The organism is Pseudomonas cichorii (assembly GCF_018343775.1).
In the GTDB taxonomy this organism is placed as follows: Bacteria; Pseudomonadota; Gammaproteobacteria; order Pseudomonadales; family Pseudomonadaceae; genus Aquipseudomonas; species Aquipseudomonas cichorii.
In genome coordinates this window covers 4763865-4789739 of sequence record NZ_CP074349.1, presented here as the reverse complement: position 1 = coordinate 4789739, position 25875 = coordinate 4763865, and the positions used below count along the sequence as shown (strand labels likewise).

General features: G+C 57.3%; 20 protein-coding genes and 1 tRNA gene. 9 read left to right on the top strand and 12 right to left on the bottom strand.

The window, feature by feature from the left end; translation table 11 throughout:
• Positions 1-5 precede the first annotated feature (5 nt).
• The 4 genes from KGD89_RS20395 to bglX form a co-directional block, all read right to left on the bottom strand.
• A complete protein-coding gene (locus KGD89_RS20395; protein ID WP_025261615.1) occupies positions 6-1700 on the bottom strand; it encodes a molecular chaperone HscC in 1695 nt (564 codons plus the stop codon).
• 78 nt (positions 1701-1778) lie between these two features.
• Positions 1779-3101 carry a sigma-54-dependent transcriptional regulator gene (locus KGD89_RS20390; protein ID WP_025261614.1) on the bottom strand — a complete coding sequence of 441 codons (1323 nt, stop codon included), beginning with the start codon at positions 3099-3101 and terminating at the stop codon, positions 1779-1781.
• Positions 3095-4864 carry a sensor histidine kinase gene (locus KGD89_RS20385; protein ID WP_025261613.1) on the bottom strand — a complete coding sequence of 590 codons (1770 nt, stop codon included), beginning with the start codon at positions 4862-4864 and terminating at the stop codon, positions 3095-3097. The genes KGD89_RS20390 and KGD89_RS20385 overlap by 7 nt, the downstream gene beginning before the upstream one ends.
• 77 nt (positions 4865-4941) lie before the next feature.
• Entirely contained in the window at positions 4942-7248 is a 2307-nt protein-coding gene (gene bglX / locus KGD89_RS20380; protein WP_025261612.1) for a beta-glucosidase BglX, read from the bottom strand.
• A 260-nt stretch (positions 7249-7508) separates the two neighbouring features.
• Between bglX and KGD89_RS20375 the strand changes: the two genes are divergently transcribed.
• The 3 genes from KGD89_RS20375 to KGD89_RS20365 all read left to right on the top strand — a co-directional run bounded on the left by KGD89_RS20375 (position 7509) and on the right by KGD89_RS20365 (position 10179).
• Entirely contained in the window at positions 7509-8219 is a 711-nt protein-coding gene (locus tag KGD89_RS20375; RefSeq protein ID WP_025261611.1) for a TPM domain-containing protein, read from the top strand.
• Positions 8220-8232: 13 nt separating this feature from the next.
• A complete protein-coding gene (locus tag KGD89_RS20370; RefSeq protein WP_025261610.1) occupies positions 8233-8850 on the top strand; it encodes a TPM domain-containing protein in 618 nt (205 codons plus the stop codon).
• 111 nt (positions 8851-8961) lie between these two features.
• Positions 8962-10179 (top strand): class I SAM-dependent methyltransferase, encoded by a 1218-nt coding sequence (locus KGD89_RS20365; RefSeq protein ID WP_025261609.1) that lies wholly within the window; start codon positions 8962-8964, stop codon positions 10177-10179.
• Here the strand turns inward: KGD89_RS20365 and KGD89_RS20360 are convergent.
• Positions 10172-11071: a DMT family transporter gene (locus KGD89_RS20360; RefSeq protein WP_025261608.1), complete on the bottom strand. Its 900-nt coding sequence runs from the start codon at positions 11069-11071 to the stop codon at positions 10172-10174. The two genes, KGD89_RS20365 and KGD89_RS20360, sit on opposite strands and share 8 nt — an antisense overlap.
• A gap of 237 nt (positions 11072-11308) precedes the next feature.
• Between KGD89_RS20360 and yiaY the strand changes: the two genes are divergently transcribed.
• The 4 genes from yiaY to KGD89_RS20340 all read left to right on the top strand — a co-directional run bounded on the left by yiaY (position 11309) and on the right by KGD89_RS20340 (position 15570).
• Entirely contained in the window at positions 11309-12457 is a 1149-nt protein-coding gene (gene yiaY / locus KGD89_RS20355; RefSeq protein WP_025261607.1) for an L-threonine dehydrogenase, read from the top strand.
• A gap of 10 nt (positions 12458-12467) precedes the next feature.
• On the top strand, positions 12468-12791 hold the full coding sequence (locus tag KGD89_RS20350) for a DUF2025 family protein (protein ID WP_025261606.1): 324 nt from the start codon (positions 12468-12470) through the stop codon (positions 12789-12791).
• A 114-nt stretch (positions 12792-12905) separates the two neighbouring features.
• Positions 12906-14420, top strand: coding sequence for a sensor domain-containing diguanylate cyclase (locus KGD89_RS20345; protein ID WP_038400574.1), 1515 nt, complete (start codon positions 12906-12908; stop codon positions 14418-14420).
• 85 nt (positions 14421-14505) lie between these two features.
• On the top strand, positions 14506-15570 hold the full coding sequence (locus KGD89_RS20340) for a DUF4118 domain-containing protein (protein WP_025261605.1): 1065 nt from the start codon (positions 14506-14508) through the stop codon (positions 15568-15570).
• 85 nt (positions 15571-15655) lie between these two features.
• Here the strand turns inward: KGD89_RS20340 and KGD89_RS20335 are convergent, their stop codons facing one another.
• On the bottom strand, positions 15656-16717 hold the full coding sequence (locus KGD89_RS20335) for an SDR family oxidoreductase (RefSeq protein ID WP_025261604.1): 1062 nt from the start codon (positions 16715-16717) through the stop codon (positions 15656-15658).
• A 177-nt stretch (positions 16718-16894) separates the two neighbouring features.
• Between KGD89_RS20335 and KGD89_RS26180 the strand changes: the two genes are divergently transcribed.
• Together KGD89_RS26180 and KGD89_RS20330 are read left to right on the top strand one after the other, a co-directional pair.
• Positions 16895-17020 carry a hypothetical protein gene (locus KGD89_RS26180; protein ID WP_074568800.1) on the top strand — a complete coding sequence of 42 codons (126 nt, stop codon included), beginning with the start codon at positions 16895-16897 and terminating at the stop codon, positions 17018-17020.
• A 321-nt stretch (positions 17021-17341) separates the two neighbouring features.
• A complete protein-coding gene (locus KGD89_RS20330; RefSeq protein WP_143008668.1) occupies positions 17342-17587 on the top strand; it encodes a hypothetical protein in 246 nt (81 codons plus the stop codon).
• A 970-nt stretch (positions 17588-18557) separates the two neighbouring features.
• Here KGD89_RS20330 and KGD89_RS20325 read toward each other — a convergent pair.
• The 6 genes from KGD89_RS20325 to KGD89_RS20300 all read right to left on the bottom strand — a co-directional run bounded on the left by KGD89_RS20325 (position 18558) and on the right by KGD89_RS20300 (position 25850).
• Positions 18558-18631, bottom strand: a tRNA-Gly gene (locus KGD89_RS20325).
• Between the two features lie 158 nt (positions 18632-18789).
• A complete protein-coding gene (locus tag KGD89_RS20320; protein ID WP_025261602.1) occupies positions 18790-19671 on the bottom strand; it encodes an alpha/beta fold hydrolase in 882 nt (293 codons plus the stop codon).
• Positions 19672-19978: 307 nt separating this feature from the next.
• A complete protein-coding gene (locus KGD89_RS20315) occupies positions 19979-20671 on the bottom strand; it encodes a pseudouridine synthase (protein ID WP_025261601.1) in 693 nt (230 codons plus the stop codon).
• A 41-nt stretch (positions 20672-20712) separates the two neighbouring features.
• On the bottom strand, positions 20713-20943 hold the full coding sequence (locus tag KGD89_RS20310) for a cysteine-rich CWC family protein (protein WP_074568801.1): 231 nt from the start codon (positions 20941-20943) through the stop codon (positions 20713-20715).
• Positions 20940-22421 carry a sensor domain-containing diguanylate cyclase gene (locus tag KGD89_RS20305; protein ID WP_025261600.1) on the bottom strand — a complete coding sequence of 494 codons (1482 nt, stop codon included), beginning with the start codon at positions 22419-22421 and terminating at the stop codon, positions 20940-20942. Before KGD89_RS20305 ends, KGD89_RS20310 begins: the two co-directional genes overlap by 4 nt.
• Positions 22422-22523: 102 nt before the next feature.
• Positions 22524-25850, bottom strand: a complete 3327-nt coding sequence (locus tag KGD89_RS20300) for a dermonecrotic toxin domain-containing protein (protein WP_025261599.1) — start codon at positions 25848-25850, stop codon at positions 22524-22526.
• Positions 25851-25875: the final 25 nt, after the last annotated feature.

The following is a 25875-nucleotide window of genomic DNA, read 5'->3' as shown; positions in this document are numbered from 1 at the left end:
CCCTGTTACCTCTCGCCCCGCTCGAAACGATCGATCTCTTGTTCGAGGCTTTTGCGCATCTCGCTGATCTGGCGCTCATCCTGGGTTTCCAGCACACGCTGAAACTGGCTGGCCCAGTAGCCGATCATTTCCCGGGCTTCGCCCAGGTATTCCTGATACAGCCTTTCCAGACGGGCGCTCATGTGTGTATTGACCTGCTGCTCGCGAGGATGAACCTTGAGCGCTGAAAGCACCTGAAGACGTTCCTGGATTTCCTCCGGGGTCATGACGCCAGGGTTGTTCTCGATCACCAGCTTGTGGCTCTGGCCGGTCATCGGGATCTGAACGTCGGCTTCCAGCAGACCGTTGTTGTCGTAGGTGAAACGCACATTCAGCTCGACTTCCCCGGCCTTGGCAGGTGGGATCGGAATATCCAGTTCACCCAGTGCAATGTTGTCTTTTACCAAGCGGCTTTCGCCTTGATAGATCTTCACCAGCACATGCTTCTGGTTGTCGCTCAGGGTCTGCACGGTTTTGACGCGACTGACCGGGACCACGCTGTTGCGCTCGATGATCGGCAGGTAATGACCGCCTTCGATGGAGTTGCCAAAGCGATTGGAGGTTTCGATGCCCAGGGTGTAAGGGCACACGTCGGTCAGGACAATCTCTTCCAGCGCCGCGTCTCTTTGCTTGAGCGCCGCCTGGATGGCAGCGCCTTGGGCGACCACTTCATCGGGGTTGAGCGTAATGGACGGAAAGCGCCCGAACAGACCCGCCGCGAGCTTGCGGATCAGCGGCATGCGCGTGGTGCCGCCCACCAGCAGGATTTCGTCGAGGTCGGCCACCCGGATTTTCGCGTCCCGCAGGGCTCGCTCGATGGGGGCGCGCAATCGGGAGAGCAGCGGCGCGTACAACTCGCTCAGTTGCTCCTGAGTGATGGTCTTGCGCCATTCACGGTCGGCATGGCGCAGTACGAATTCGGCACTGCTCTCTTGTCCCAGCGCCTTGCGCACGCGCTCGGCTTCGCGGCGCAAAGACGGGCCGATGCTGGCCTTGGGCGGAAAGTCGGTTTCGTTGCGATGCAGGTCAATGAAGTGATCGACCAGCGAAAGGTCGAAGTCTTCGCCTCCCAGAAAGTTGTCACCGGCGCTGGCGCGTACTTCCATCACGCCGTCGAACAGTTCAAGAATCGAGATATCGAAGGTGCCGCCACCCAGGTCGAACACCAGGAACGAGGTTTCGCCTTCCTTCTGATGCAAGCCGTATGCGAGCGCTGCTGCGGTGGGTTCGTTGATCAGCTTGTCGACTTTCAGGCCTGCCAGTTCGCCTGCCACTCGAGTTGCCTTGCGTTGGGCATCGCTGAAGTAGGCGGGCACGCTGATCACGGCCTCGGTCACGGTTTCTCCGAAAGCCCGTTCCACATCGGCCTTGAGGCTTTTGAGGACCAGTGCCGAAAGCTCTTCGGGCCGGTAAGCGTTTGCTCCCAGGCTGACCTTTTGCGCACTGCCCATGTGGCGCTTGAACAGTGCCGCGGTTCTGGAAGGATGAGTCTGCAGGCGCTCGCGTGCGGCTTTTCCCACCAGGATCTGATCATCGTCGTCCAGCCCTACCACGCTGGGCGTCAGCATTTCGCCCAGTGCGTTGGCAACCAGTTGGGTTTTACCATCGCGCCAGACGGCGACCAGACTGTTGGTCGTGCCCAAATCTATACCGACGATCATGTGATGCTTTCTCCTTGCGTATTCACTGTCCGGATTCTAAAGGGGGATAAGGTTGATCGGTCGATTCCATGAATAGTTTCATGCCAGAAACATTTCTCGCACCAGCCCGTGACGCTGCATTTTTTCGTTGAAGGTGCGACGCGGCAGTTGCAGCTCATTGAGCACGGATTTGATATCGCCTTTATGACGGGTCAGGGAAGCGCGCAGACATTGAGCCTCGAACGCCTCCTGTTGCGCCGCCAGCGATTGTCCCTGTTGTGGTGCTTCGGTGATATCCAGCCCCAGTGCCTGGCGCTCGGCAGCGTTGGCCAGTTCGCGAACATTGCCCGGCCAGTCATGGCTGAGCAACTGCCCCAGTTGCAAGGCGCTGAGGGCAGGCGCTTCGCGACCCATACGGGCCGCAGCCGTGCGGGCAAAGTGATTGAAGAGCTGCACGATATCTTCGCGTCGTTCACGCAGTGGTGGCAGATGCAGTTGCGCGACATTCAGGCGATAGGCCAGGTCTTCGCGAAAACGTCCGGCCCGTGCCTCTTCCAGCAAATCCGGCTTGGTTGCGGCGACGATCCGCAGGTCCACGTCAATGCTGCGATTGGAGCCCAGCCGTTCCAGGCGTTTGTCCTGCAACACCCGCAGCAGTTTGACCTGCTGGGCCATGGGCATGCTTTCGATTTCGTCGAGAAACAGCGTGCCGCCGTCGGCGTATTCCAGCCTGCCGATGCGCTTGCCCTGGGCGCCGGTAAAGGCTCCGCTTTCGTGGCCGAACAGTTCGGCTTCAAACAAGTGCTCGGGAATGGCGGCGCAGTTGAGAGCAACAAAGGGCTTGCTGGCTCGCGGCCCGAAATCATGCAGGCAGCGGGCGACCAGTTCTTTGCCACTGCCGGTTTCGCCACGAATGATCACGTTGACCGGCAGTTGCGACAGCTCCAGCACATTGCGTCGCAAGACTTGCAGGCTGGGCGATACACCCAGCAGCGTGGCGTCCAGTTGGGTGCGGGCATCGGCCTGTTCGGTCAGGCGGCGGTTTTCCAGGACCAGCTGGCGTTTTTCCATGGCCCGGCTCAGGTTGGTGAGCAGGGTCTGCGGGCTGAAGGGTTTTTCCAGAAAGTCGTAGGCACCTTCACGCATGGCCTCGACCGCCATGGGCACATCGCCGTGGCCGGTGAGCAGGATAACCGGCAGGTCTTTGTCGAGCGCTTGCAGGCGGGCCAACAACTCAAGGCCGCCCATGCCCGGCATGCGCACGTCGGTGAGGATCACGCCGGGAAAGTGTTCGGGCAAATGCTCCAGGCATTCTTCGGCGCGGCTGTAGACCTGCACCTGAAAGCCCGACAGCGTCAGCCAGGGTTCGATGGCCTGGCGGATGGGGGCTTCGTCGTCGACAACGATGACCGAGTTCAGCATGGGGTTTGAGTCTCTATGAGGTCATTGGGCAGGCTGAACCAGAACACCGCACCGTTATCCCGGTTTTCTGCTGTCAGGCGACCCTTGAGTTCGTGAATGATCGCATAAGACACCGCCAGCCCGAGGCCAAGCCCGTCGCCCACCGGTTTGGTGGTGAAGAATGGATCGAAGATATTGCCCAGATGCTCCTGCGCAATACCACCGCCACTGTCGATGACACTCAGTTGCCAGTGCTGCGCCTGGGCATCGATGCGTACTTCCAGACGCTTGAGGGGTTTGTCGCGCATGGCGTCCAGGGCGTTGCGCAGCAGGTTGATCAGCACCTGTTCCAGGCGAATGGAATCACCACGTACCCAGGCCGGACGGGACATATGCAACACGCAACTGACTCGCTCTTCGCGAATGCGCGGGTCCAGCAGCAGCAAGGCCTGATCGACCACGGTCGCCAGATCCAGTCGCTCACGCAGGCCGCTGGGGCTCTTGCGGGCGAAGGTTTTCAGATGGCCCGTGAGTGCGCTCATGCGGGTCAGTTGCTGGTCCAGCGGATCCAGGGACTTGCAGGCATCCTCGATGCGGCCCTGATCGAGCAGCAGGCGCAAGGTTGCCAGTTGCATGCGCTGGGCCGTCAGCGGCTGGTTGATCTCGTGGGCCAGTGCCGCAGACATTTGTCCCAGCGCCGCCAGCTTGGTCGATTGCACCAGACCTTCCTGGGCGGTGCGCAAGTCACGGGTGCGTTCCTGAACCTGACGCTCCAGTTCGTCGCGGCTGCGTTCGCGCAGTTTCGACAAGCGCCAGCGCTGATAAAGGAACAGCCCCAGAAACACCAGCGTCAGCCAGATACCGGCGCCTGCCAGTGCGGCATTGCGGATGTCGTCATTGACCAACTGTGGTTTGCGCAGCAGGTGCAAGGTCCAGTTTTCGTCGGGAAGCGGCATGGACTGCCAAAGGTAATCAGTCGTGCCATCGGGACCGTCGACCCGGCTCAAATGGCTTTGCGGCCCGACCTGATCGAGAAGGCGACTGCGCAGCGGTGACAGCGGCTTCTTGTCGTACTGTCGGGTGCGCAGCAGCTCTGCACGGTTTTCGAGGGAAATGGGTTCCAGTTCGCGATAGCGCCATTCGCTGCGGCTGGCGATAAACACAATGCCTTTGTTGTCGCTGACCAGCAGCAGGTCGTCGCCTTGGCTCCATTCCTGCTCGATATCGGGAAACTCCAGCTTCACCACCATGGCGCCGCCGAAATTACCCTCGTCATCGCGCACGGCATTGGACAGAAAATAGCCCGGAATACCGGTGGTGACACCGACGGCATAGAAGCGTCCGATGCCCTGGGTCTTCGTCTGTTGAAAGTAGGGACGAAACCCGTAGTTGTGGCCAACATAGCTGTTGGGTTGTCGCCAGTTACTGGCACCTACGGCCAGCCCGTTTCGATCCAGCAGTTCCAGAGAGGAGGAGTGGGCGGCCTCGTTGATTTTTTCCAGCTTGAGGTTGAGCGAAAGCCGGGCGCTTTCGGTGAGCGGGCCGCTCACGGCTGCGCGAATTTCAGCATCGAGCGCCAGCACCGAGGGCAGGGCGCGATAGCGTTCGATCAGGGTATGCAGGGTGTTGGCGTACAGCACCATTTGCCCGCTGGCACGGGTGGCTTCCTGTGACAGGGCATGTCGCTGAGCCTGCAGCATGGCCACACCGGCAGACAAGACGGCGCCAGCCAGAATCAGGAGGGTATAGAGGGAAATACGCAAGTTGCGATGTTTGAAAATCATATCGCGTGGGCTGCCTGGGGTTTCAAAACCAGCGTATTCGCAAGCGCTTGCACTCGCGAATACGCCGTTATCGGCATTTACAGCAGGTTGAAGCTCGCCTGTTTCACTGCCTCGGAGTCGAGACCGATCATGACTTTGAATTCACCCGGCTCGGCCGCGTATTTCAGCTTCGAGTCGTAGAACTTCAGGTCGTCCTCGCTGAGGGTAAAGTTAACGACTTTTTCCTCGCCTGGCTCAAGCGTGACCTTTTCGAAGTTTTTCAGCTCTTTCACCGGACGGCTGATCGACGCCGCGACATCACGCAAGTACAACTGCACGATGGTGGTGCCCGCGACCTTGCCGGTGTTCTTGACGGTGACACTGGCGGTCAGCTTGCCTTTGCGGGCCATTTTGTTGTCCGACAGCTTGACGTCGGACACGTCGAAGCTTGTGTAGCTCAGGCCATAACCGAACGGGAACAGCGGGCCGTTGGGTTCCTCGAAGTAGTGCGAGGTGTAGTTGCCCGGCTTGCCCGGCGTGTAGGGACGACCGGTGTTCAGGTGCGCGTAGTAGACCGGCAACTGGCCAACCGAACGCGGGAAGGACATGGCCAGTTTGCCCGACGGGTTGTAATCGCCAAACAGCACGTCAGCCACGGCGTTACCGCCTTCGGTGCCCGGGAACCAGGTTTCGAGCATGGCATCGGCCTGTTCCAGTTCGTCGACCAGTACCAGCGGACGGCCATTCATCAACACCAGCACCAGCGGCTTGCCGGTGGCTTTCAGGGCCTTGATCAGATCGCGTTGCTTGCCCGGAATGTTCAGGCTGCTGCGGCTTGCGGATTCGTGGGACATGCCACGGGATTCACCCACAACGGCCACGATCACGTCGGACTGCTCGGCCACTTTCACGGCCTCGTCGATCATTTCCTGGACAGGACGTGGATCGACTTCCACTTCGTGTTCGATGAAGTTCAGGTAGTTGAGGATGTGTTCGTTGTCGCTGACGTTCGCGCCACGGGCATAAACCAGCTTGGCCTTGTCACCGACGGCATTGGCCAGACCGTCGAAGACGGTAACCGACTGGTTCGGCCGGCCCGCTGCGGACCAGCTGCCCAGCATGTCGAGCTGACTTTTCGCCAGGCCGCCAATCACGGCGATGGTCCCTTCCTTCTTCAGTGGCAGGGTTTCGTTCTGGTTTTTCAGCAGGACCAGGGTCTTGCGAGCCACATCACGGGCTTCTGCGCGGTGCAGACGATCATCGGAATAGGTGTCGGCCGGATCATCGGCAGCAACGCCGATACGACCGTAAGGTGCAGCGAACAGGCCCATGTCGTACTTGGCGCCCAGCACTTCGCGTACGGCGTTGTCGATTTCCTTCATGGAAACCTCGCCATCCTTCACCAGCCCCGGCAATTGCTCGCCGTAGGCCACGTCATTCATGCTCAGGTCGACGCCTGCCTTGATCGCCAGCTTGGCCGCTTCGCGATAGTCCTTGGCCACGCCGTGCTCGATCAATTCCTTGATGGCGCCGTGGTCACTGATGGTCACGCCCTTGAAGCCCCAGTCCTTGCGCAGCAGGTCTTGCATCAGCCACATGTTGGAGGTGGAGGGAACGCCGTTGATCGAGTTGAGGGCGACCATGACGCCACCGGCACCGGCATCGGTGGCTGCGCGGTAAGGGGGCAGGTAATCCTGGTACATGCGCGTCATGCTCATGTCCACGGTGTTGTAGTCACGTCCGCCTTCGACTGCGCCATACAGCGCGAAGTGTTTGACCGCGGCCATGATGCTGTCGTTGGCGGCGACGTTCTTGCCCTGGAAGGACTTGACCATCACTTCGGAGATGCGCGACACCAGATAAGTGTCTTCGCCGAAACCTTCGGAACTGCGACCCCAGCGTGGGTCACGGGATATATCGACCATCGGTGCAAAGGTCATGTCCAGGCCATCGGCACTGGCTTCCCTGGCGGAAACACGGCCAGTCAGTGCGATGGCGTCCATGTCCCAGCTGGCAGCCATGCCCAGGCTGATCGGGAAAATCGTGCGATGGCCATGAATCACGTCATAGGCGAAGAACATCGGAATCTTCAGACGGCTATGAGCGACAGCCGCTTCTTGCAATGGACGGTTTTCTGCGCGTGTAATGGAGTTGAACGTTCCGCCGATTCTACCTGCGGCAATTTCCTTGAGAATCTTTGGCTGAGGCATATCGCCGCTGATGCTGATCAGGCGCAACTGGCCTATCTTCTCATCGAGGGTCATCTGTTTCATCAGCTTGGAGATGAAGGCATTCTTGGCTTGCAGTGTGGCTTGGGCGGATGGAGCGGTAGTGGAAGTGGTATCGGCCATTACCGATTGACTGGCCAGACCGACCAGCAGACCTAATAAACACAGCTTATTCATGAATGATTTCTCAAGGCTTTTGCCAGTAACTCGCGTTTAATACCGGGTAGCCATATTTTGGGTTTTAGACCTTTGGCATTTATTGTGCGAACAGCGCGAAGGATAGACGCAGGTAGACGCTGTTCGTTTCGTGGCCTGCAGCATATCGAATCCTGTCAGATTCGACTTGCCTGGGCGTTGGCGAGGGATTATGCCGGGGAACTTCTATTTTGGCTAAGGAGTGGCCATCCAATAGAACAAAAATCACCGGAGGTCAGGTGTTGAAGTTTGTGTTACAGCATGTGTTTTATGCGGTGGTGTTGTGGGGAGTCGTATTAAAGGCCCAGGCGGAACAGGTCGCTCTTGTGTTCCCGCCCATGACCGGCAATGTGGTTGATTCGGCGCAGATGCTCGACAGTCAGGCCACGGTGCGTCTGGCGAAAATGCTCCAGGCCCATGAGCAGGCGACCGGAGAACGGGTCGTGCTGGTGACTGTGGTCGACCTGCAAGGCACGACCCTCGCGGACTACGGTTCACGACTGGGCAGCGCCTGGGGCTTGGGCAGCAATGGCCGGGACGACAGCGCCCTGCTGATCGTCGTGCGCGACAAGCGCAGTGTCCTGATCGAGGCGGGCTCCGCTCTGGACGATCGTCTTACCGACGCCCAGGCTTCGCTCATCATCAACATGCTGATCATGCCGGAGTTCAACCGCAGCCGTTTTGCCACGGGTATCGAGCGCGGCGCCCGGGCCATGGTCATGGCGCTGGGCGGGCATGTGCCCGAAGAGCCCGAGCCATCCACCGAGTTCAGTGTTTATGATGTGCAGGCCAGCAGCGATGTGGCCTGGCAGATTGCCGGTGGATTGATTGTCGTGGTGTTGCTCATCGTGTTCGCCTGCCTGAGACGGGCAGTGCTTGTCTGCGCAAGCTCGCGTGAAGGTTCGGCAAACGGCAATCGCAGATTTGGCGGCGGCGCCTCGGGCAACTGGTAACAGGACTCTGGAAATGGCTTTACTCAATACAGACGAACAACAGCAGGTTGCAGAAGCAATCGACCGCCTTGAACTGCGCACCGATGCCGAGCTGGTCACGGTCCTGGCGGCCAGGGCCGACGACTACGCCTACATGCCGCTGGTATGGGCCGGGCTGATCGGTTTGCTGCTGCCGGGCATCATCAATTTCTTCACCGATATGCTGAGTGCCAACGAACTGTTGCTGGCGCAGATGAGCACTTTCATTCTTGTGGCCCTGCTGTGCCGCATTCCGGCGGTGACCAGCCATCTTGTTCCCACTTCGGTCCGGCGCTGGCGGGCGGGGAATCTGGCACGTCGGTTGTTTCTCGAACAGAACCTGCACAAGACGACGGGAGGCACCGGGATCCTGGTGTTCGTCTGCGAGGCTGAGCGTTACGTCGAAATTCTGGTGGATCACGGCATTGCCACTCGCCTGCACAGCGACACCTGGAAAGCGATGGTCGATGTCTTTACCCAGCAGATCAGGGACGGGCAGGCATTGCAGGGCTTCCTGGGCTGTATTCATGCCTGCGGCGAATTACTGGCCGATCATGTGCCGGTGACCCGTGAACGCAGCGAGTTGACCAACCGGCTGGTGGTCCTGGGATAAGGCCGCTGGTACATGAGTGCCGGTGGCCTACATATTTCTTAACCCTGAGCGCTCAACCCGCCTAAAATAGCCCGCTTCCTGTTCAGATCCAGCCGCCCGAGGCGTTTTTCGATGTCAGCCACTGTCACTTCCTCCAAACCCGCGCCGGATCATCGCGCGCAGTTTCTGGGTTTGCTGGATACCAGCCTTTCCCAGAACTCCCTCATCAAGCTGGTTCTGGCCAGATACGTGGGCTCCGAAGCCGAGTTGCAGCGGGTCATCATCAAGCCGCTGACGGTCAAGGATCAGCCCTGCCTGTCGTTCGTGTATCGCTATAAAACCCGCGACATCACCAAGAACTTCCCGTTGAGCGAGGCCGTGGATGTCATTGCTGGCCTGCTGCCCGAGTCGTTCAAGAATGCTCATTTGCTGTCGCTGACCGATGAGGTACAGCTGGAGTTCGGCAAGAAGGGCAAGAGCACGCTGTTCAAGAGCAAGGCACAGCAAGAACGCGAGGCGCCATCGGCCGGGCATGATCGTGAGAAGAAACGCTATCTGGAACTCAGCCGTCCATTTCTCACGGATCTGGGCGTGACCAACAAACAGCATGAGCTGATCCCGGCCATGTCGCGCAAATGGAAGCAGATCAACAAGTTCATCGAAGTGTTTTCCCACGCCCTGACTTCATCGCCGCTCAAGCTCGATCAGCCGGTCAAGGTGGCGGACTTCGGTTCCGGCAAGGGTTACCTGACGTTCGCGATACACGACTACCTGTGCAACACCTTGCAGGCCCAAGGGCAGGTGACCGGCGTTGAACTGCGCGAAGACATGGTGAACCTGTGCAACGCCGCAGCCGAACGGCTTGAGCATTCTGGCCTGGTGTTCAAGCATGGTGACGTACGCAGCGTGGCGCCCAGCGCCCTGGATGTGATGATTGCCCTGCACGCCTGCGATATCGCCACCGACTACGCGATCCATATGGGCATTCGCTCCGGTGCGTCGATCATCATGTGCTCGCCGTGCTGCCACAAACAGATCCGCCTGCAGATCCAGAGCCCGACCTTGCTGCGCCCGATGCTGCAATACGGTCTGCACATGGGGCAGCAGGCGGAAATGGTCACCGACAGCCTGCGTGCCTTGCTGCTTGAGGCCTGTGGCTACGAAACCAAGGTGTTCGAGTTCATTTCCCTGGAGCACACCAACAAGAACAAGATGATCCTGGCGGTCAAACGCGCCGAGCCGGTCGACCCGGCGCAGTTGCTGGCGCGCATCCAGGAACTCAAGGCGTTCTACGGCATTACCGAGCACTGCCTGGAAACCTTGCTCCAGGCAGACGGATTTCTCAGCTGAGTGACGTGGCCGGTTTTGGCGGCGCAATGACCGAGGTCTTGCGCCCCAGCATTACCGTGGCAATGACGGCAGCGGCGAAGACCCAGGTAATGGGTTCGACATGCTCGCCAAAGAACATCGCCGACAAGGCGATGGTGAAGAAAATCTGCAGCAGTTGAACCTGACTGACCCGCGAAATCCCGCCCATCGCCAGCCCTGAATACCAGGCGAAGAAGCCCAGGAACTGCGAGAAAAACGCCACATACGCAAAGGCCCACCAGGTTCCGCTGGACACAGGCCCCTGGTGTTGTGCGGCGAAATAAATAAAGGGGCCGATCAGCAAGGGGCTCGACAGCACCAGCGCCCAGCAGATTACCTGCCAGCCGCCCATTTCCTTGGCCAGTCGGCCACCTTCCGCGTAACCCAGCCCGCCCACAGCAACGGCAGCCAGCATCCAGAGGTCCCCGACCTGAATGCCGCCAGCGCCACTCATCAGTGAATAAGCGAGCACCAAGGCGCTGCCCAGTGCTGCGCAGCCCCAGAACGCCTTGGATGGACGCTCATGGGAAAGCCACGCCGCATAGATCGCGACAAACAGCGGTTGTATACCGTTGACCAGCGCACCGTGGGAGGCGGGCAAGGTCTGCATGGCCCAGGCCGACAGCACCGGAAAGCCGATGATGACGCCCAGAATGACCAGGGTCAGGCCTTTGAGCTGTTGCCGGGTCGGCCATTTTTCACGACGCCAGTACAGCAGGGCCGCCGCCGGAATCGCCGCCAGCAGCGCACGACCGATGCCGTTGAGCAGTGGGTGAAGTTCCTGCACCACGATGCGAGTCATCGGCAGCGTCAGGCTGAAAATGATGACGCCCAGCAGGCCCAGAGCCATACCGGTGTTTTCACGAGAAGACATGATCCCAATCCATTTTTAATGTTTTTTGTATACAGAATGGGCATATAGCCACAGGTCAGCCAGATCGGACGCCTACAGCTATGCACTGATTCAACCGTACAGTTGCGACCACCGGTAGCCTGCAGTTGCGCTTCATTGAGCTGGATCAAGGCTGCCGTCTGCCGGAAGGCCGAAGCTACTGGCAAACCCAAGGCTCAGGAGCCCGTCATCTGAGCCAGCCAGAGACGAGGATCAGCCATGAGCAGCACCTTTTTCATTCCCGCCGTGAACATCATTGGCTCCGGTTGTATTGAGGAAGCCATGCAAGCCATCCGCAAATACGGATTCCTCAAGGCCCTGATCGTCACCGACGCCGGGCTGGCCAAGGCCGGTATCGCAGCTCAGGTCGCGGGTCTGCTGCTGGAGCAGGGCATCGATGCGGTGGTGTACGACGGTGCCAAGCCCAACCCGACCATCAGCAACGTGGAAAAAGGCCTCGCGCTGCTGCAAGAACGCCAATGCGATTTCGTGATCTCCCTCGGCGGTGGCTCACCCCATGACTGCGCCAAGGGCATTGCCCTGTGCGCCAGCAACGGCGGGCATATCAGCGACTACGAAGGCGTGGACCGCTCGGAAAAACCCCAACTGCCGCTGATTGCGATCAACACCACTGCCGGTACCGCCAGCGAGATGACCCGCTTCTGCATCATCACCGATGAAGTGCGTCACGTGAAAATGGCGATCATCGACCGTAACGTCACACCGATCCTGTCGGTGAACGACCCGAAAATGATGGTCGGCATGCCCAGATCCCTGACCGCGGCCACTGGCATGGACGCACTGACCCACGCCATCGAAGCCTACGTATCGACTGCCGCAACCCCGATCACCGACGCTTGTGCGATCAAGGCCGTGAACCTGATCGCGGGCAACTTGTACAAGGCGGTCGTTGACGGTACGGATATCGTCGCCCGGGAAAACATGGCCTATGCGCAGTTCCTGGCGGGTATGGCGTTCAACAACGCTTCGCTGGGTTACGTGCATGCCATGGCGCACCAGTTGGGCGGTTTCTATGACTTGCCCCATGGTGTCTGCAACGCGGTATTGCTGCCTCATGTACAAAGCTTCAACGCAACGGTCAGTGCCGCTCGCCTGACTGACGTGGCCCACGCCATGGGCGCCGACATTCGCGGTCTGTCCCCACAGGATGGCGCGCGTGCGGCAGTTGCGGCGATCCGCAAGCTGTCCACTTCGGTGGAAATCCCTTCGGGCCTCGTGGCCTTGGGTGTGAAAGAGGAGGACATACCGACGCTCGCCGCCAATGCCCTGAAAGACGCCTGCGGCCTCACCAACCCGCGCCCGGCTACTCAGGAACAGATTGAAGGCATCTTCCGTCAGGCTCTTTGAGGACACCACGATGAGCACCACTTCCAGCGATATTTGCGCGGCGGCCGAGCAACTTGAAGGCTTTGTGGGCTACCACCACAAGCACAAGCATTTCATCGTGCGCTTCAGCGAAGACGCCTTCGGCATGGACGTCACGCAAGACAGCATTACCCCAACCAGTGAGTTCGTCTGGAGCGTGGGCAGCGGCGCACAAATGAGCCTTAGCCGCGAGCGCCTGCAACTGCTGCTCGACCAGAACATCGACAGCCGCCTGAACATCACCGAACCGCTGCGGGTTTACATGCGCCGCCAGGATTTACCGGAGATCAAGGTGGAGCGCTGGGTGAAGGTGTAGTGGCTGAGGTCGGCGGCTTGCCAGCGACAGGGTCGTGTCCTACGATTTTCGTCATTACCTTCGGTACGAAATGTGCAAGAAAGCACGGATGTGCCAAAAACATGACGAGAAACCATGAAGCCCATACCTTTCGTATCGGCACGACTTACACCTAGAGGCCTGTCGGCAGCACTCATAGGTTTCATCGTTTTGGTCTGCTCTTCCCTGATGTTGGCCACTGCCTGGCAGATGAAACAATCGGCTGATGAACGTCTGGCCGATGCAGAAATGGACGTTGCCAATATCGTGAATGCTGCCGAGCAACAGGCTCAGGACACCATTCGTCAGGCTGACTACAAGCTGCGCGATATCGTTGAACGGGTAGAAAGCGAGGGTGTGAACAGGGCTCAGCAACTGCGCCTGCACAAGCTCATGTCCGAGGACACTGCCGTCATGAAGAGCATCCAGGGGCTCTTTATCTACGATGAGTACGGAAACTGGGTTGCCAACTCCTTCTCGCCAAATGTCAGCAAGAAAAATAACAGCGACCGCGACTACTTCATCTATCACCGTGAAAACAACAACGACTCGATTCATATCGGCTCGATCATCACAAGTCGCACGACCGGAGAAATGGTGATTCCGGTCAGTCGCCGTATCCAGTACCCGGATGGTCGTTTTGCCGGCGTTGCACTGGCCACGATTTCAGCCGCTTATTTCCAGCGTTTTTTCGAGCGTATGGAAGTTGATGACACAGGCGTCATCTTTCTCGCCCTTGAAAACGGCGACCTGCTGGCCCGTCGCCCGGCCGTTGGCACCCTGGTGGTGACCAATATTTCCAAGGGTGAAATCTTCAGCAAGTACTTGAGCACAAGCGACAGTGGCACCGCCATCATGACTTCCGTAGTGGATGATATAGAACGCATATATGCCTATCGGCGTCTTCAAGGCCTGCCCATGGTCGCGGCTGCGGGCTTTTCGTACGATTACGTATTCGCCAACTGGTGGATATACGTCTATCGCTCGTTCGCAGTTGTCGGCTTGATCATTTCAGCACTGACCGTGATGGGTGTTGTGCTTTACAGCCAGGTTCAGAAACTGCTGAACGCTGAAAAAGAGCTGAATATCGCCCGCCGCGAACTTGAAATCCTGGCGCAAACAGACAGCCTCACCAATGTGGCCAACAGACGATGTTTTGATGCCGCGTTGCAGAAAGAGGAAGCCCAGGCCCGGCGCAGCGGACAAAGTATCGGGCTGATCCTTCTCGATATTGACTGGTTCAAGCAATACAACGACACCTACGGCCATGTCGCAGGCGACCAATGTCTGAAACAGGTTGCGCGCCTTATACAAGCCAACATCCGCCGCCCTGCCGATCTTCTCGCACGCTATGGCGGTGAAGAGTTTGTCGTCCTGCTGCCGGATACAGACCTGGCGGGTGCATTGAATGTGGCCGAAAACATACGATCAGCCATATTTGCCGAGGGTATTGAACATTCGGCCAGCCCTTTGAATGTCGTCAGCATCAGTGGCGGTGTGGTTGCTGCACGGTTGGCTGAGGGTGAAAGCTATGCTGCAAATCTGGGCGTGGCGGATCGGTTGTTGTATCGGGCGAAGAGTCAGGGACGTAATCGGGTTGAAACAGGGTGATCCTTGCATCATGGCGCTGTGCTCAGTCTTTGTTTGAGCGGTCACGAAAGGGAGTTTTGTCAGTCAGGTTATTCAGGAACACGTAATGTCTGTTACCCGGTTTGATGTACACGCATTGATTCGTCTGGATGTGCCCCAGCCCCTTAAATGGGCAGTAACGTTGCTGATTGTATGGGTCGCGTATTTGTTGAGAGCAAAAGTATTCACCGCTGTTCCACCGTTGCCCATATTGTTTTTTTTGCCGGCCATTCTGTTCTCGGCGATTTTTTTCGGACGGCGTTTCGGTTTTTTTGCCACAGCCCTGAGTTCAGTTATCGCTGCTTATTTCTTCCTTCCTCCGATTGGCAATCTGGGTATTGCTGCGCCCAATGCCGCCTTCAGCCTCGCGTTGTTCATCCTGACCAGCGCGCTTATTACGGTAATGGGCTCGGCATTGCGTAATGCCTACCTCCGAAGCGAGCAATTACAACGTCAGACGGCTATCGCCCATGAGGATGCAGAGAAGGCGCGTGCCCTGGCCGAAAAAGGCGAGCGCGAACGGCAGTTGCTGCTCGTCGAGTTCGGGCACCGGGTTAAAAACGACATGCAGCGCACCATCGCCACCCTGCATCTGCAAGCCGTCCACTCGGCTCCCGACGTCGCCTCTGCCCTCAGGCAGGCGGCCAGCCAGATAAACGTTGTCGCTTCCATGCATGATCGGCTGGCTCATCACGATGGTGAAATGTCCGTAGACATGAATGAATACCTCCAGGACCTGGTCACCGGGTTGAATTACAGCATGGCCGAAACCCGGCCCGTTGAAATACTCGTTGAGGCGCAGGCTCTTAAACTCCCTCTGGATCGTGCCGGTTCTGTGGGGCTGATCACCAATGAACTCATTACCAATGCCTTGAAGCATGCATTCCCCGATGGGCGCACAGGTAAAATTACCGTGGATTTTTGTCGCACTGACCAACAGTTTGTACTGACGGTTTCAGATGACGGGATCGGTTTGCCTGACGAAACCCATGACTCCACGCTGCAACGCAAAGGGCTGGGTCGTAAACTCACCCGGGCATTGGCTGCGCAATTGGGTGGCGAGCTTGTCGCGACCACGGGAGATCCGACCGGGGCTACGACCGTCTTGAGTTTTCCGGTGGTGCAGAATTGATGCAGACAGGGATGGCACTTACACCCTGTGAGAGGGGCTTTGGACGCGACTTCATGCTGTCGCGGCCAAGGCCTCTCCTTATAAGTCAGGGTATCAAACGCTCCGAACGTAACCTGTCGAAGACATCGAAAAAGGCCTGGTCACTGGCCTGATAGGCGCTGAACCCCAATGTCCGGCTTTTCGACATGTCGGTGACCACTTCAATCGGGCGTCCCAGGTCTGCATCGGTATGCCAGGGAGATATCAGGCGGCTGATGTCGGCTTCGCGCAGATCATGCTCGGCAACGATCTGACTCCAGGCGCTCTGGTCGTTGGCCATCTGCGTTTCGAGTGGAGAGGGCGCCGATGGAAAGTCGGCCGGCTGCAGGCCGAAGTAATTGGCGATCTGGCCCCACATCCATTTCCAGCGAAATACATCGCCGTTGGTGATATTGAATGCCTGATTGGCCGCCGTTGGTGTAGTCGCGGCCCAGAGCTGCTGTCTGGCAAGTTGCCGGGCGTCGGTCATGTCAGTGAGGCTGTCCCATTGCACCCGTGAGCCGGGAAACACGAACGGGCGTCCGGTGTGTTTGCTGATGGTGGCGTAGACGGCGAGGGTTGTCGCCATGTTCATCGCGTTGCCCACGGCGACACCTGTGACTGTATGCGGGCGATGTACGCTCCAGGTGAAACCGTCCTTTTCGGCGGCGGCGAACACTTCATCCTCCTGCGCGTAGTAGAAATTCTCTATGTCCAGACGGCCCTGATCCTCACGGAACGGCGTCTGTGGAAGGCTGCCTTTGCCATAGGCCTCGAAAGGGCCGAGGTAATGCTTCAAGCCCGTGACCAGTGCTACGTGCTTCACGCTTGCGGCTGGGCGAACGGCATCCAGCACATTGCGCACCATGGCGGCGTTGACCCGGATGTTCTCGGCTTCGGTCGCTTGCCGTGACCAGGTCGTGATGAATACATGCGTGGGTTTCAGGTCTGCCAGCGCCGAGCGCAGCGATGCGGGGTCCTGAAGGTCTGCTGCGACCGGGATCACGCCTTTCTCGGGGGATGGATTGCGCGAAAGCGCCGCAACCTGCCAGCCGTTTTCAATCAGGAGTCGAGTGGTTTCGCTACCGACGATGCCGCTGGCACCGACGACCAATGCTGTCTGGGTCATAAGGTTTTCTCCAAGAATTCAGGTGTCTGAAACCCATCGTTCCGGAAAAGTTCAAAGGCGATACCCGTCGGTTTCTCTGTAACGGGGCAATCCGCAGGAACTGTTATCCACTTGTCAGGCTCTTTTGAATACCAGGCGTAAAACCTGTCTGGACTAATGGCCTAAGGAGGTCAGACCATGAGTGACGATAAGCAGAAACAACAGGACAAACCTGAGAACGATACCCCTGCGCATTCGACCGAGGAGGAAAGAGAGCGGCTGAAGGACTTCAACAAGAACGGCATTCCACCTGGGGCATGCTGAATTATCGATCGCCCGCTTAAAAGCCAGTCCCCGCGCACGTAGCCGGGGCCGGCTTTTAATCCCGTCTCAGCATCATGTGCCGCTGACACCTTGATAGATGGAATACGTCTATCGAGGTTTTCCCGTTTGCATCTGAAAAATGGCGCGTGTGTTGTCTTTTATTATTATCACGCCGTTTGAAATTCGGTTATGCCTGTAATGGATGATGGGGCGGATTTTTCATGCCCAATCATTATTGTCGACTGTCAATTGTCGCAGTTGTTCGAATACCTCTCGCTGGCCATATTGAGGGTGTCATACATCCACAGGCAGGTGAGAGAAATGGACTATAAGGAAGCCAAGGAGACAGTTGAAAGTTTCCCCAGTGGGTCAAAGCTTCGTATAGCGGGGTATTTTGACTTTCCAAAACTGACCACGGACCGCATTGGCGTGGTCGTGAAATTTGATACTGATGCGTTGACGCTTGACGAGCAGGATGGTACTGATTTGAAAGTGCTGCGCTATGAAAAGATTGTAAATATAAGGCTCGATCAGGGAATGCATCCACCGATGCCGCGTAATAGTTAGCGGTATCCATAATGCAGGCAGGGCAGTTCATATTGTGTATTGAGCCATGATTGACCTTGGTTAGTCGTTATCGATGTTTTCCAGGGTCATTGGCGAGTGTTGTGGCAGCAGTCTTCTGTGTGAAGGAGTGCCTGAAGAGTGGAGGCTTTTGAAACTGGAGCGGGTGAAGGAAATCGAACTTTTATTGGCCATTTCCCCCGAGAAGCGTGTATGTGTGTAGGGGGGATCAGCCCATGACACCCCGTAAATGCAGAAAAGGCCAACGCATTTTCACGGTGCACCAAGGTGCACCGTCCGCCGTTGGTTTAGGCACCATGAACAGATGATAGCAAGGTGCTCCGCGACCGCAAACATGCTGTAAGTCATGATGGGCAGCTTGGGCGATTTGAGTTGGGTACTACAATCCAAGCCTTCACGCTTTTCAAACCTAATAAAACGGTGCCCTCAAGGCGGATCAGCCCAGGTGGGCTTTGAAAAGGGGCCGAAGCGAAATTTCCTTGTTTTGAGGTGTCATTGGGCCGATCGGGAACCCTCCATCCCGACGAATAGCGCCTACCAAGATTGATCCCGTGATGGGCGACGTTACCGTTTTGCGGTAGTTTGTAGTGGCATGAAGCTATATTTACTGCAGGACGCATTCAAGCGGCACGGGCCAACGATCCCTGGCCGACCTCGTTCCTGCGCATTCATTTTGTGACGGGAACGACCATGTCTGGCGGCGAAACCGAAAAAATTGCGAGGCTTGCAGAGCTCGTGTCCAACGACATCTGCGTTTTTAGGGGGGGGTTGGGCTGCCACAGTCACGGCGGTGGTCTATTGGAGCGAATTTTGGGACGAGTCGACGGTGCACCAAACTTTGGTGGCTGCTGGAGGGGCTTAGGGGAGGTTGGACCTGTTGTGGGGGAAGGTTTTTCTGGGCTTGAGGGCTCTGGGGAATTGCCTGAAAGGCCCGGAAACACTGGCTGGAAGGTGGAGCGGGTAGAGGGAATCGAACCCTCAACTAAAGCTTGGGAAGCTTTCGTTTTGCCACTAAACTATACCCGCTCTGAGCGGCTGACTTTGTACCAGATGCCCGGTGCGAGTTAAAGCGCTAAATTCATCCAGCCGCGCTTTCTGGCTGTACTGCGCCCAGGGAGACCATCCGCCAGTTGCTGCTTTCCCTGCGTTGGCGAATGGTTCCTCGGCTCTGTCGAGCGCCGGCCTCAGAAGGCGAAGGCATGGTGTTGAGTCTGGCTGTAGGCGTGGCGAGCGGGTTCTACGACAGGTTGCAGGAAACTCATCAGTGCCTTTTTGGAGTCGCGGCAGGCGGCTTTGTGTTCCATGTCCAGAAAGTGCCCGGCGGCTTCGATGGTGCTGAAGCTGCAGTTCTGCACGTACTTGGCGAAGAGCACCGCGTCATCCGCTGCGGTGTATTCGTCCCGCACTCCGTTCATGAACAGCACAGGTACGTTGATGTTTTTCGCAGCCGTCAGGTAGTTGCTCGGGTCGAGTTCCAGCACCTGGCTGATGTGAAAGTGCATCTGGTCGTATTCGTGCAGGTCCAGGCTGCTGACGTGACGATAGTTGAAGCGTTTGAACAGCGATGGCAGGTGTTTGCCGATGGTGTCGTTGATCAGGTGGCCCATTTCATGGCGGTTGTGCTCGCCCAGGTGCTTCAGGCCACGGTTCAGGTAGTCGCGCATGTGATCGTTGAGGATCGGCGAGAACGAACTGATGACAGCGCTCTCGATGCGTTTTGGCCGGTGCGACAGGGCAACCATGGCGGCGGCTCCGCCCCATGAAAACGACATGACGTGTTCGGCGTTGAAGTGGTCGATCAGCTCCAGCAGGATCTGGCCTTCCATTTCCCGGGTCAGGGGTTTTTCATGCAGGTTGTGCGGCTTGGATTTCCCAGCATAGGGTTGGTCGTAAAGCACTACGTTGAACTGTGGATACAGATTGCGAACGGTCTGGGCAAAAGAAGCAGTGGTGGCCAGCGAGCCGTTAACCATGACGATGGTTTTTTCCGCGGCGTCTGCGCGGTAGAACTCCGTGTAAACCCGAAACTGTCCTTGTATATCAAGCACGGCGATTTCTGGCCTCATATGTATGTCTCCTGACTTACAGATATGCGTATGCGCTAGCGCAAATAAAAAAATGCACGGTTTGGTGACAGGTAGGCATTAGCCTTGAAGGCCCATGTCGATCCGAACGATCTGTTCGACAGGTATTGTTATTGGCGGGCAATTTGTCGTGAACCCGAGGGTTCGATACGGCAAAAGGTTTCTTAGAATGCGTTGCTGACTTGCCAGTCACATGTGGACTGACGATTGGATTCAAGCAGGGGATCCGGGAACCCGCAAGTGCCGTTCGTAATTGATCGGACCGTTCCGCCGAATGGTAGTGACTTTTTCAGATCGACTGAATTTGTATGCGACTCAGTGCCTGATAGCTGCCGGGCTCTAGCTCGGGGTTCAGGGCCAGAGGCCCCATGCTTTCTCGATGCAGAATCAATACTTTATTGTCGAAATGACCGAACATCCGTTTTACCTGATGGTAACGGCCTTCCACGATACTGAGCCTTGCACGGCGAGGTCCGAGCAGGGTCAGCGTGGCAGGTTGGGTGGTGATGTTCTCGTAGGCAAAGTAAAAACCCTCGGCAAACTTTGCTATGTACCGTTCGTCGATAACTTGCTCTGTCTCGACGTAATACACTTTGGGCAGTTTGGTTTGCGGCTGGGTCAGTCGACGTGACCACTGTCCGTCGTTGGTGATCAGCATCAGGCCGGTGGTATTGAAATCCAGCCGACCGGCGATGTGCAGTTCATGTTTGTCGGGTTCATCCAGCAAGTCGAGCACGGTCGGGTGTTGTGCATCGACTGTTGCACTCACATAACCACGCGGCTTGTGCAGCATGAAATAACGCGCTGCCTTGCCGGCCTGCAGTAATTCGCTGTCGAATTCCACGCGGCTGAACTCGCGCACTTCATGATGCGGATCGCCAATCACCAGGCCATCGACTTTGACTCGCCCGCTGGCCAGCGCCAGGCGGACATGCTGGCGGTTGAAGCGGGGCAGGTTGCTGAGAAAACGGTCAAGACGCATGAGGGTGACAGGGCGATGGGCAAGGAGCGCGCATGGTACGCCTATCGCTCCGGTTTGGCCTGCACACTGTTTGCGACGCCGGCGCAGTGCGGGCACAGGCAGGCCTGATTGCGGAGTTCGACGGGTAGGGCCTGGAGCACGGCCGGGTCGATACTTTGCGAAAAGCACCAGCATGCCTGATCGACCGTGCGCGGGTCGGCCAGTGTGCAGGTGTTGCCCAGGCCGCATACCGGGCACAGGCTGGAGTCTGGTTTTGTCGCTGTTGTGTTCATGCTGGGACCGGTTTCTCGATACAGACTTGATTGCGGCCGTTGAGCTTGGCGCGATAGAGCGCCAGGTCGGCACGGGCGATCAGGCTTTGCAGGTTATCATCGCTTTGCAGTTCGGCTAGCCCGACACTGACCGTAATCTGCAACGGTATGCCGGAAAAGACATACACATGCTGCTCGGCCAGTTCGCGGATTTTTTCGGCAATGCGTTGGGCACCCTGGGTGTCGCTGCCCTTGAGCAGAATGATGAACTCTTCGCCTCCCCAGCGGCAAATGATGTCTGACTGGCGCAGACAGCTTTTAAGGTCATTGGCAAAACCGGCCAGCACTTCATCGCCCGCCAGATGGCCGTGCGTATCATTGAGCCGCTTGAAGCGATCCAGATCCAGCAACAGTGCGGTCAAGGGGATGGCTTCGCGCTGGGTATCCTTGAGGGTATTGAGGGCCAGCAGGTTGAAGCCCCGGCGCGTGGGCAGGCCGGTCAGGCTGTCGAGGGTGGCCTGGGCTTCAAGCTTGCGTTGGTAGCTGATGATGATTCGATGCAGGAGCAGCACAATCACCAGCGTCACGATCAGGCAGATGAACAGGTTCAGGTACAGCGAATGGCGAATGTCGCTCAGGGCGGTGTCTTCCTGCTTGTCGACGATCAGGTACCACTCGAGTTCAGGTATGAGGCGCACATTGAGAAAGTGGCCTTCGCCGTGGTTGCTGTATTCAAAGGTACCGCTGTGAGGTTTGGGTAGTTTGTCCTGCAGGTCCTTCATGCTGGGCAGGTCTTGCAGCCGTTGCCCGATGGTTGCGCCTTGGGGTCCACCCTCGGCTCCGGTCAGCACGATGCGCCCGAAGGTGTCGACAAGGTAGACGTTGCGCTCATAGCGTTGTCGGTAGCGGTCGATCAGTTGGGTGACGGCATCGACGGTAAGACCTACTCCGGCTATCCCGATAAACCGGTTGTTGTAGTCGAATACTTTGTAGTTGATGAAAAAGGTCAGGTTGTCTTTGTTGGCCATATCGGGGTCGAAGCTGATTTCGTAAGGCACGTCCATGTCCCGCACCCGGTAATACCAGGCGTCTCGTGGTTCAAGGGCGCTGATTTTTTTCAGAATGCCTTTGGCGTGGTAATAGATATGGGTGGAATCGGAGATGAAAAAGGACGTGTAGGCTCCGTAATGATCCATGACTTCCTTGAGGTAACGGGTCATTTGTTCCGGGTTGCGTTCGCCATCGACAACCCAGTCGCGCATGAAAGTATCGCGCGACATCATCGAGGAAATGAGAACGGGCCGGACCAGGTCTTTCTGGATTTCTGAATAGACCGTATCCGACGTCAATGGCAACTCAGTGTTGATAATACCGTCGCGAATGGATTCTCGTGATACGTAATAACTCAACAGTGTGGTTGCCAGAAAACCGCTTCCCAGCAAAAAAAGCAAGGTCATCAATAATGAACGGTGAGAGGTAATTGCAGACTGATGGGGCATGAAAAATCCGCTTTCTTGAATATCCTTGAGAATTTGCATATTAGATGAATCATGGATTCATTAATAACCGGATATATAAAGCAAGTCTCTGGCCACTTTCAGTCAGGGCGCATTGATAAGCGCCGGGGCCAGATAAACCGGACTTCGACGCAGGAAGGCGTCAATGGCGGAACATCGACAATGCACCAAAAGAATCCGGTCATAATGAATACCCTGCGCCGATAATGTCTTGAACAGATCTTCCAGCGAGGGGACGGACATTGCAAAACGGTTACGCACCGTCAATATATCCATGGGGACGGGCGGGAGGTGCCCTTTGAAAGGCGAGATATTTGAATTACGCACAATATTGGCAATGTCCTGATAGCTTTCATCGGCCAGAGTCTGAAACTTTGACAAGGTGTAATTCTTCAATCTGCCGTGAACCGAGGTGCCCGCCATGAGTGTGTCGGTCACTACCAGAGAGGGCAGTGAAGATGGCGGTATCGCCAGGGTATTGCCCGCCGTATTCGATATGGCAAATGGGCCGACTTTTTTACTGACGACGCGATGCAGCTTTGGATCGGCAAGAAGATAACCATGAGGTGCATAGGTGTGTATTTCTGTGCCGTTGGGGATTTTGACCGTCGAACTCCAGGGCAGATACTGGCCATGGGTGCTGACCACCAGGGTGCGGGCCTGACCTTTGCTGGATGTCCAGAGCAGAAACTTGCGTCCCAGTTTCCAGGCATGGATAGGCAGGTTGCCATAGCGTGGATGCCCCGGCACGGTCCAGACCTTGAGCAGGCTGTCGGTGTGAAAGAACTTCTCCAGACGGGTTTGCCGAGGTTGCATTGAGTGGCCAAACAGTGACGCGGGGCTCAAGGGGCGAACGGCTGTGGCGCGTTGTGTGCGCACGATGTTTCTTGCAGGCGTCACGACTTTCTTGAGCGCCCCCAGCAACCTTGGCGTGAAAGGCATCAGGCTGAACAACCCCAATGACAGTGCAGACAGGATCGCCTGCTTCTTTTCCTCGCGACCACTGCCGGGCTGATTGGCCGCTACGATGTTCAGGGACGTGATGCCGATGTCGATGGCCAGTACCGCAATGAACGCAGGGGTCAGCAGAAAAGACATGGGGGCCAGCACCCATTGCAGATGACTCAGACGCTGTGTCCAGTAGCGCAGCGAAAGCTGGGTCGAAGTCACGATCTGTTGTTGGGTCTCTTCCAGGGTGTTCTGTTTCAGTGTCTGGCGCATGAAAGCGAACGGCGAGCCCGGCAGCAGATATCTATGCAGCGAATGGCTTAATGCCTTGCGCACATCGGGGTTGTATATCGCGTCTGTCCAGGGGCGCAGTATCGAAGCAGGCGGGTCTGGTGCCTGGACTCCGCCCCATAACCTGAACAGATAGTTCAAGCGCTCCTGATTGCGGCCCGGTACGTAATTCAGTACGGCCGTGCGCCACTTCTCGTCCCCGGTGGCTTGCCTGAGGTATTCCTGAAGGGCCTCATCGTTCTTGAATTCAATGAGCGCCTTGGGCAGCCCGGCTTGATAAAGCACCCTTTGCGGCTTGTCGGGCTCCTCAAGCACCAGCAGGCCAGCGCAATACTGGTGCTCTACACCTTCAACAAATGAGTTCTGCACTTCAAAGCCCAGGGTGAGCCATTGCGCAGCGGGGTCCGTCAATGACTTCACGATGCTGTCGAAGCCGCTGCGCAGCAGGCTGCCCTGTTTCAGGCAGATCACGGCCTGGCTGATCAACATGGCCTGAAATATCTGCTCGATCCTCTGCGCCTGTTGTTCCCAGAATTCATCGAGGCGGCGGGACATCAGGTGCAGAAAGTCGATGGCTTTTATCCGTTCTTCGATATCCAGGGCCGCAACCGCAAGCTCCTTGTCGGCTGACCAGACGCCTTTGCCGGTCGTGTCCAGATACACCACCGACCGACCGCCATGGTCGATATAGCCGGCAGGGTATTGCACCCGATAATTGCTCATCAGGGCTTCACTGAGGCTGACGGGTTTCTCGTCGGGTACGTGTACATGAACGGTAGGTCGCAGAATGCTGCCCAGCGGCGTGACCGAGTGCCCGCGTCGATAGGCAATGAAGACGTGATCAGGGTTTAGCTCTGCGCCATGCAGGGTGAGGATGACTTCAGCCATGAGCTGCGCCGCTATTTTCAGCGGTGCGGGGATTTGCCCGAGGATGGGGGCCTTTGTCTGCCAGAGGTCTACCGCTCCTGCCAGGGTCAGGCCACGTGCAATGGGTTTGAGCAGGTCGATATCGTGGGCGCCATCCACGCTTTCCAGCAGGTCGAGTGCGAATGTTTTCTGAGCATCTGTCAGGTGGCTGAACACGTCACCCTGAAGCACTACCGACTCGACCATGAGTGCCAGGCTTTCATCGGCAATGTACTTGCTCAGCCAGAGTCGATGCTGCCTTGAGGCATTAAGGGCGTCGAGCAATCGTTGGGTCATCTGGCGCGGCTCGTCACTGATGTACTCGGTGATGGTTGCCGTATCACCCAGGACATGAATGAAGCAATGCGAGGTGTTCAGCGACCTGACCTGAAAGATGCCGGGTATGAGCTGAGCGTTGACAGACAGCATGCGGACCTCCGAGCTGTCTGCGCGCGTGGTCTGTTCCAGCGCCTGGCTGTCGGCTGGAAAGTGCTTGAGCCCCAGTGCATCGAGCGTCAGGTAATAACCGTTGCGGCTGATCTTTTTCCGGGCGAACTTTCGTGCCAGCACGTCTAGAAAGGAAAGCCTGGCCAGTGTGCGGTAAGTCGTTTCATGTTTGTGCCAGAAGGCATTGACCTTGCTGATGTAGTCATCGACCCACGGGGCGTTGATGATGAGGTCAAACAGTGTCCTGGAGCTTAGTGATGGCGTATCCGGGTCCGGCAATGTGTCGGTTATCGTGCAGTTCAGCAGGTCTGCCAGCCGGCTCGTGTCGCCAGATATCAGGGCCAGTTCGGTCAGGGAGAGTCGGGCGCTGTAACGCTCGCGCCCACGCTCATCGACCGAGGGCCGGTTTTCGGTCGTGAAGGTGATGTGCAGTGTGTCAGGGTCCAGTTGCTTGCCTGCCTTCTGCAGCAGCAGGGCTTTCAGTTGCTCGCGGATATACGCCCGCTGGGGAGGAGGGTAGTCCATGTCCAGTTGCAGGGTTTTCAACAGCAGGATCGAGTCGGCAAGCAGTTTGAAGCCGGGGCTTTTTCTGAGCTTTTTCAGTCGCTGTATGGCTTGTGCATCGGGTAATGCCGAAGGTGATGGCGAGGCGATCTCCGGCAGCGGTTTTTCGTCAGTCGGGTAATGCAGCGGCGCAAGGGAAAATGCCCCCGAGCCATTGAGACTGTCTTTTCGTTCCGAATCAGGACCCGGCAATATGATGAAATCGGGATGCTCCAGATTGGAAGCAGCAGAGAGGGATTTCCAGAGTTCATCCATGACAGTGACATAGCGAAGTGAGTGG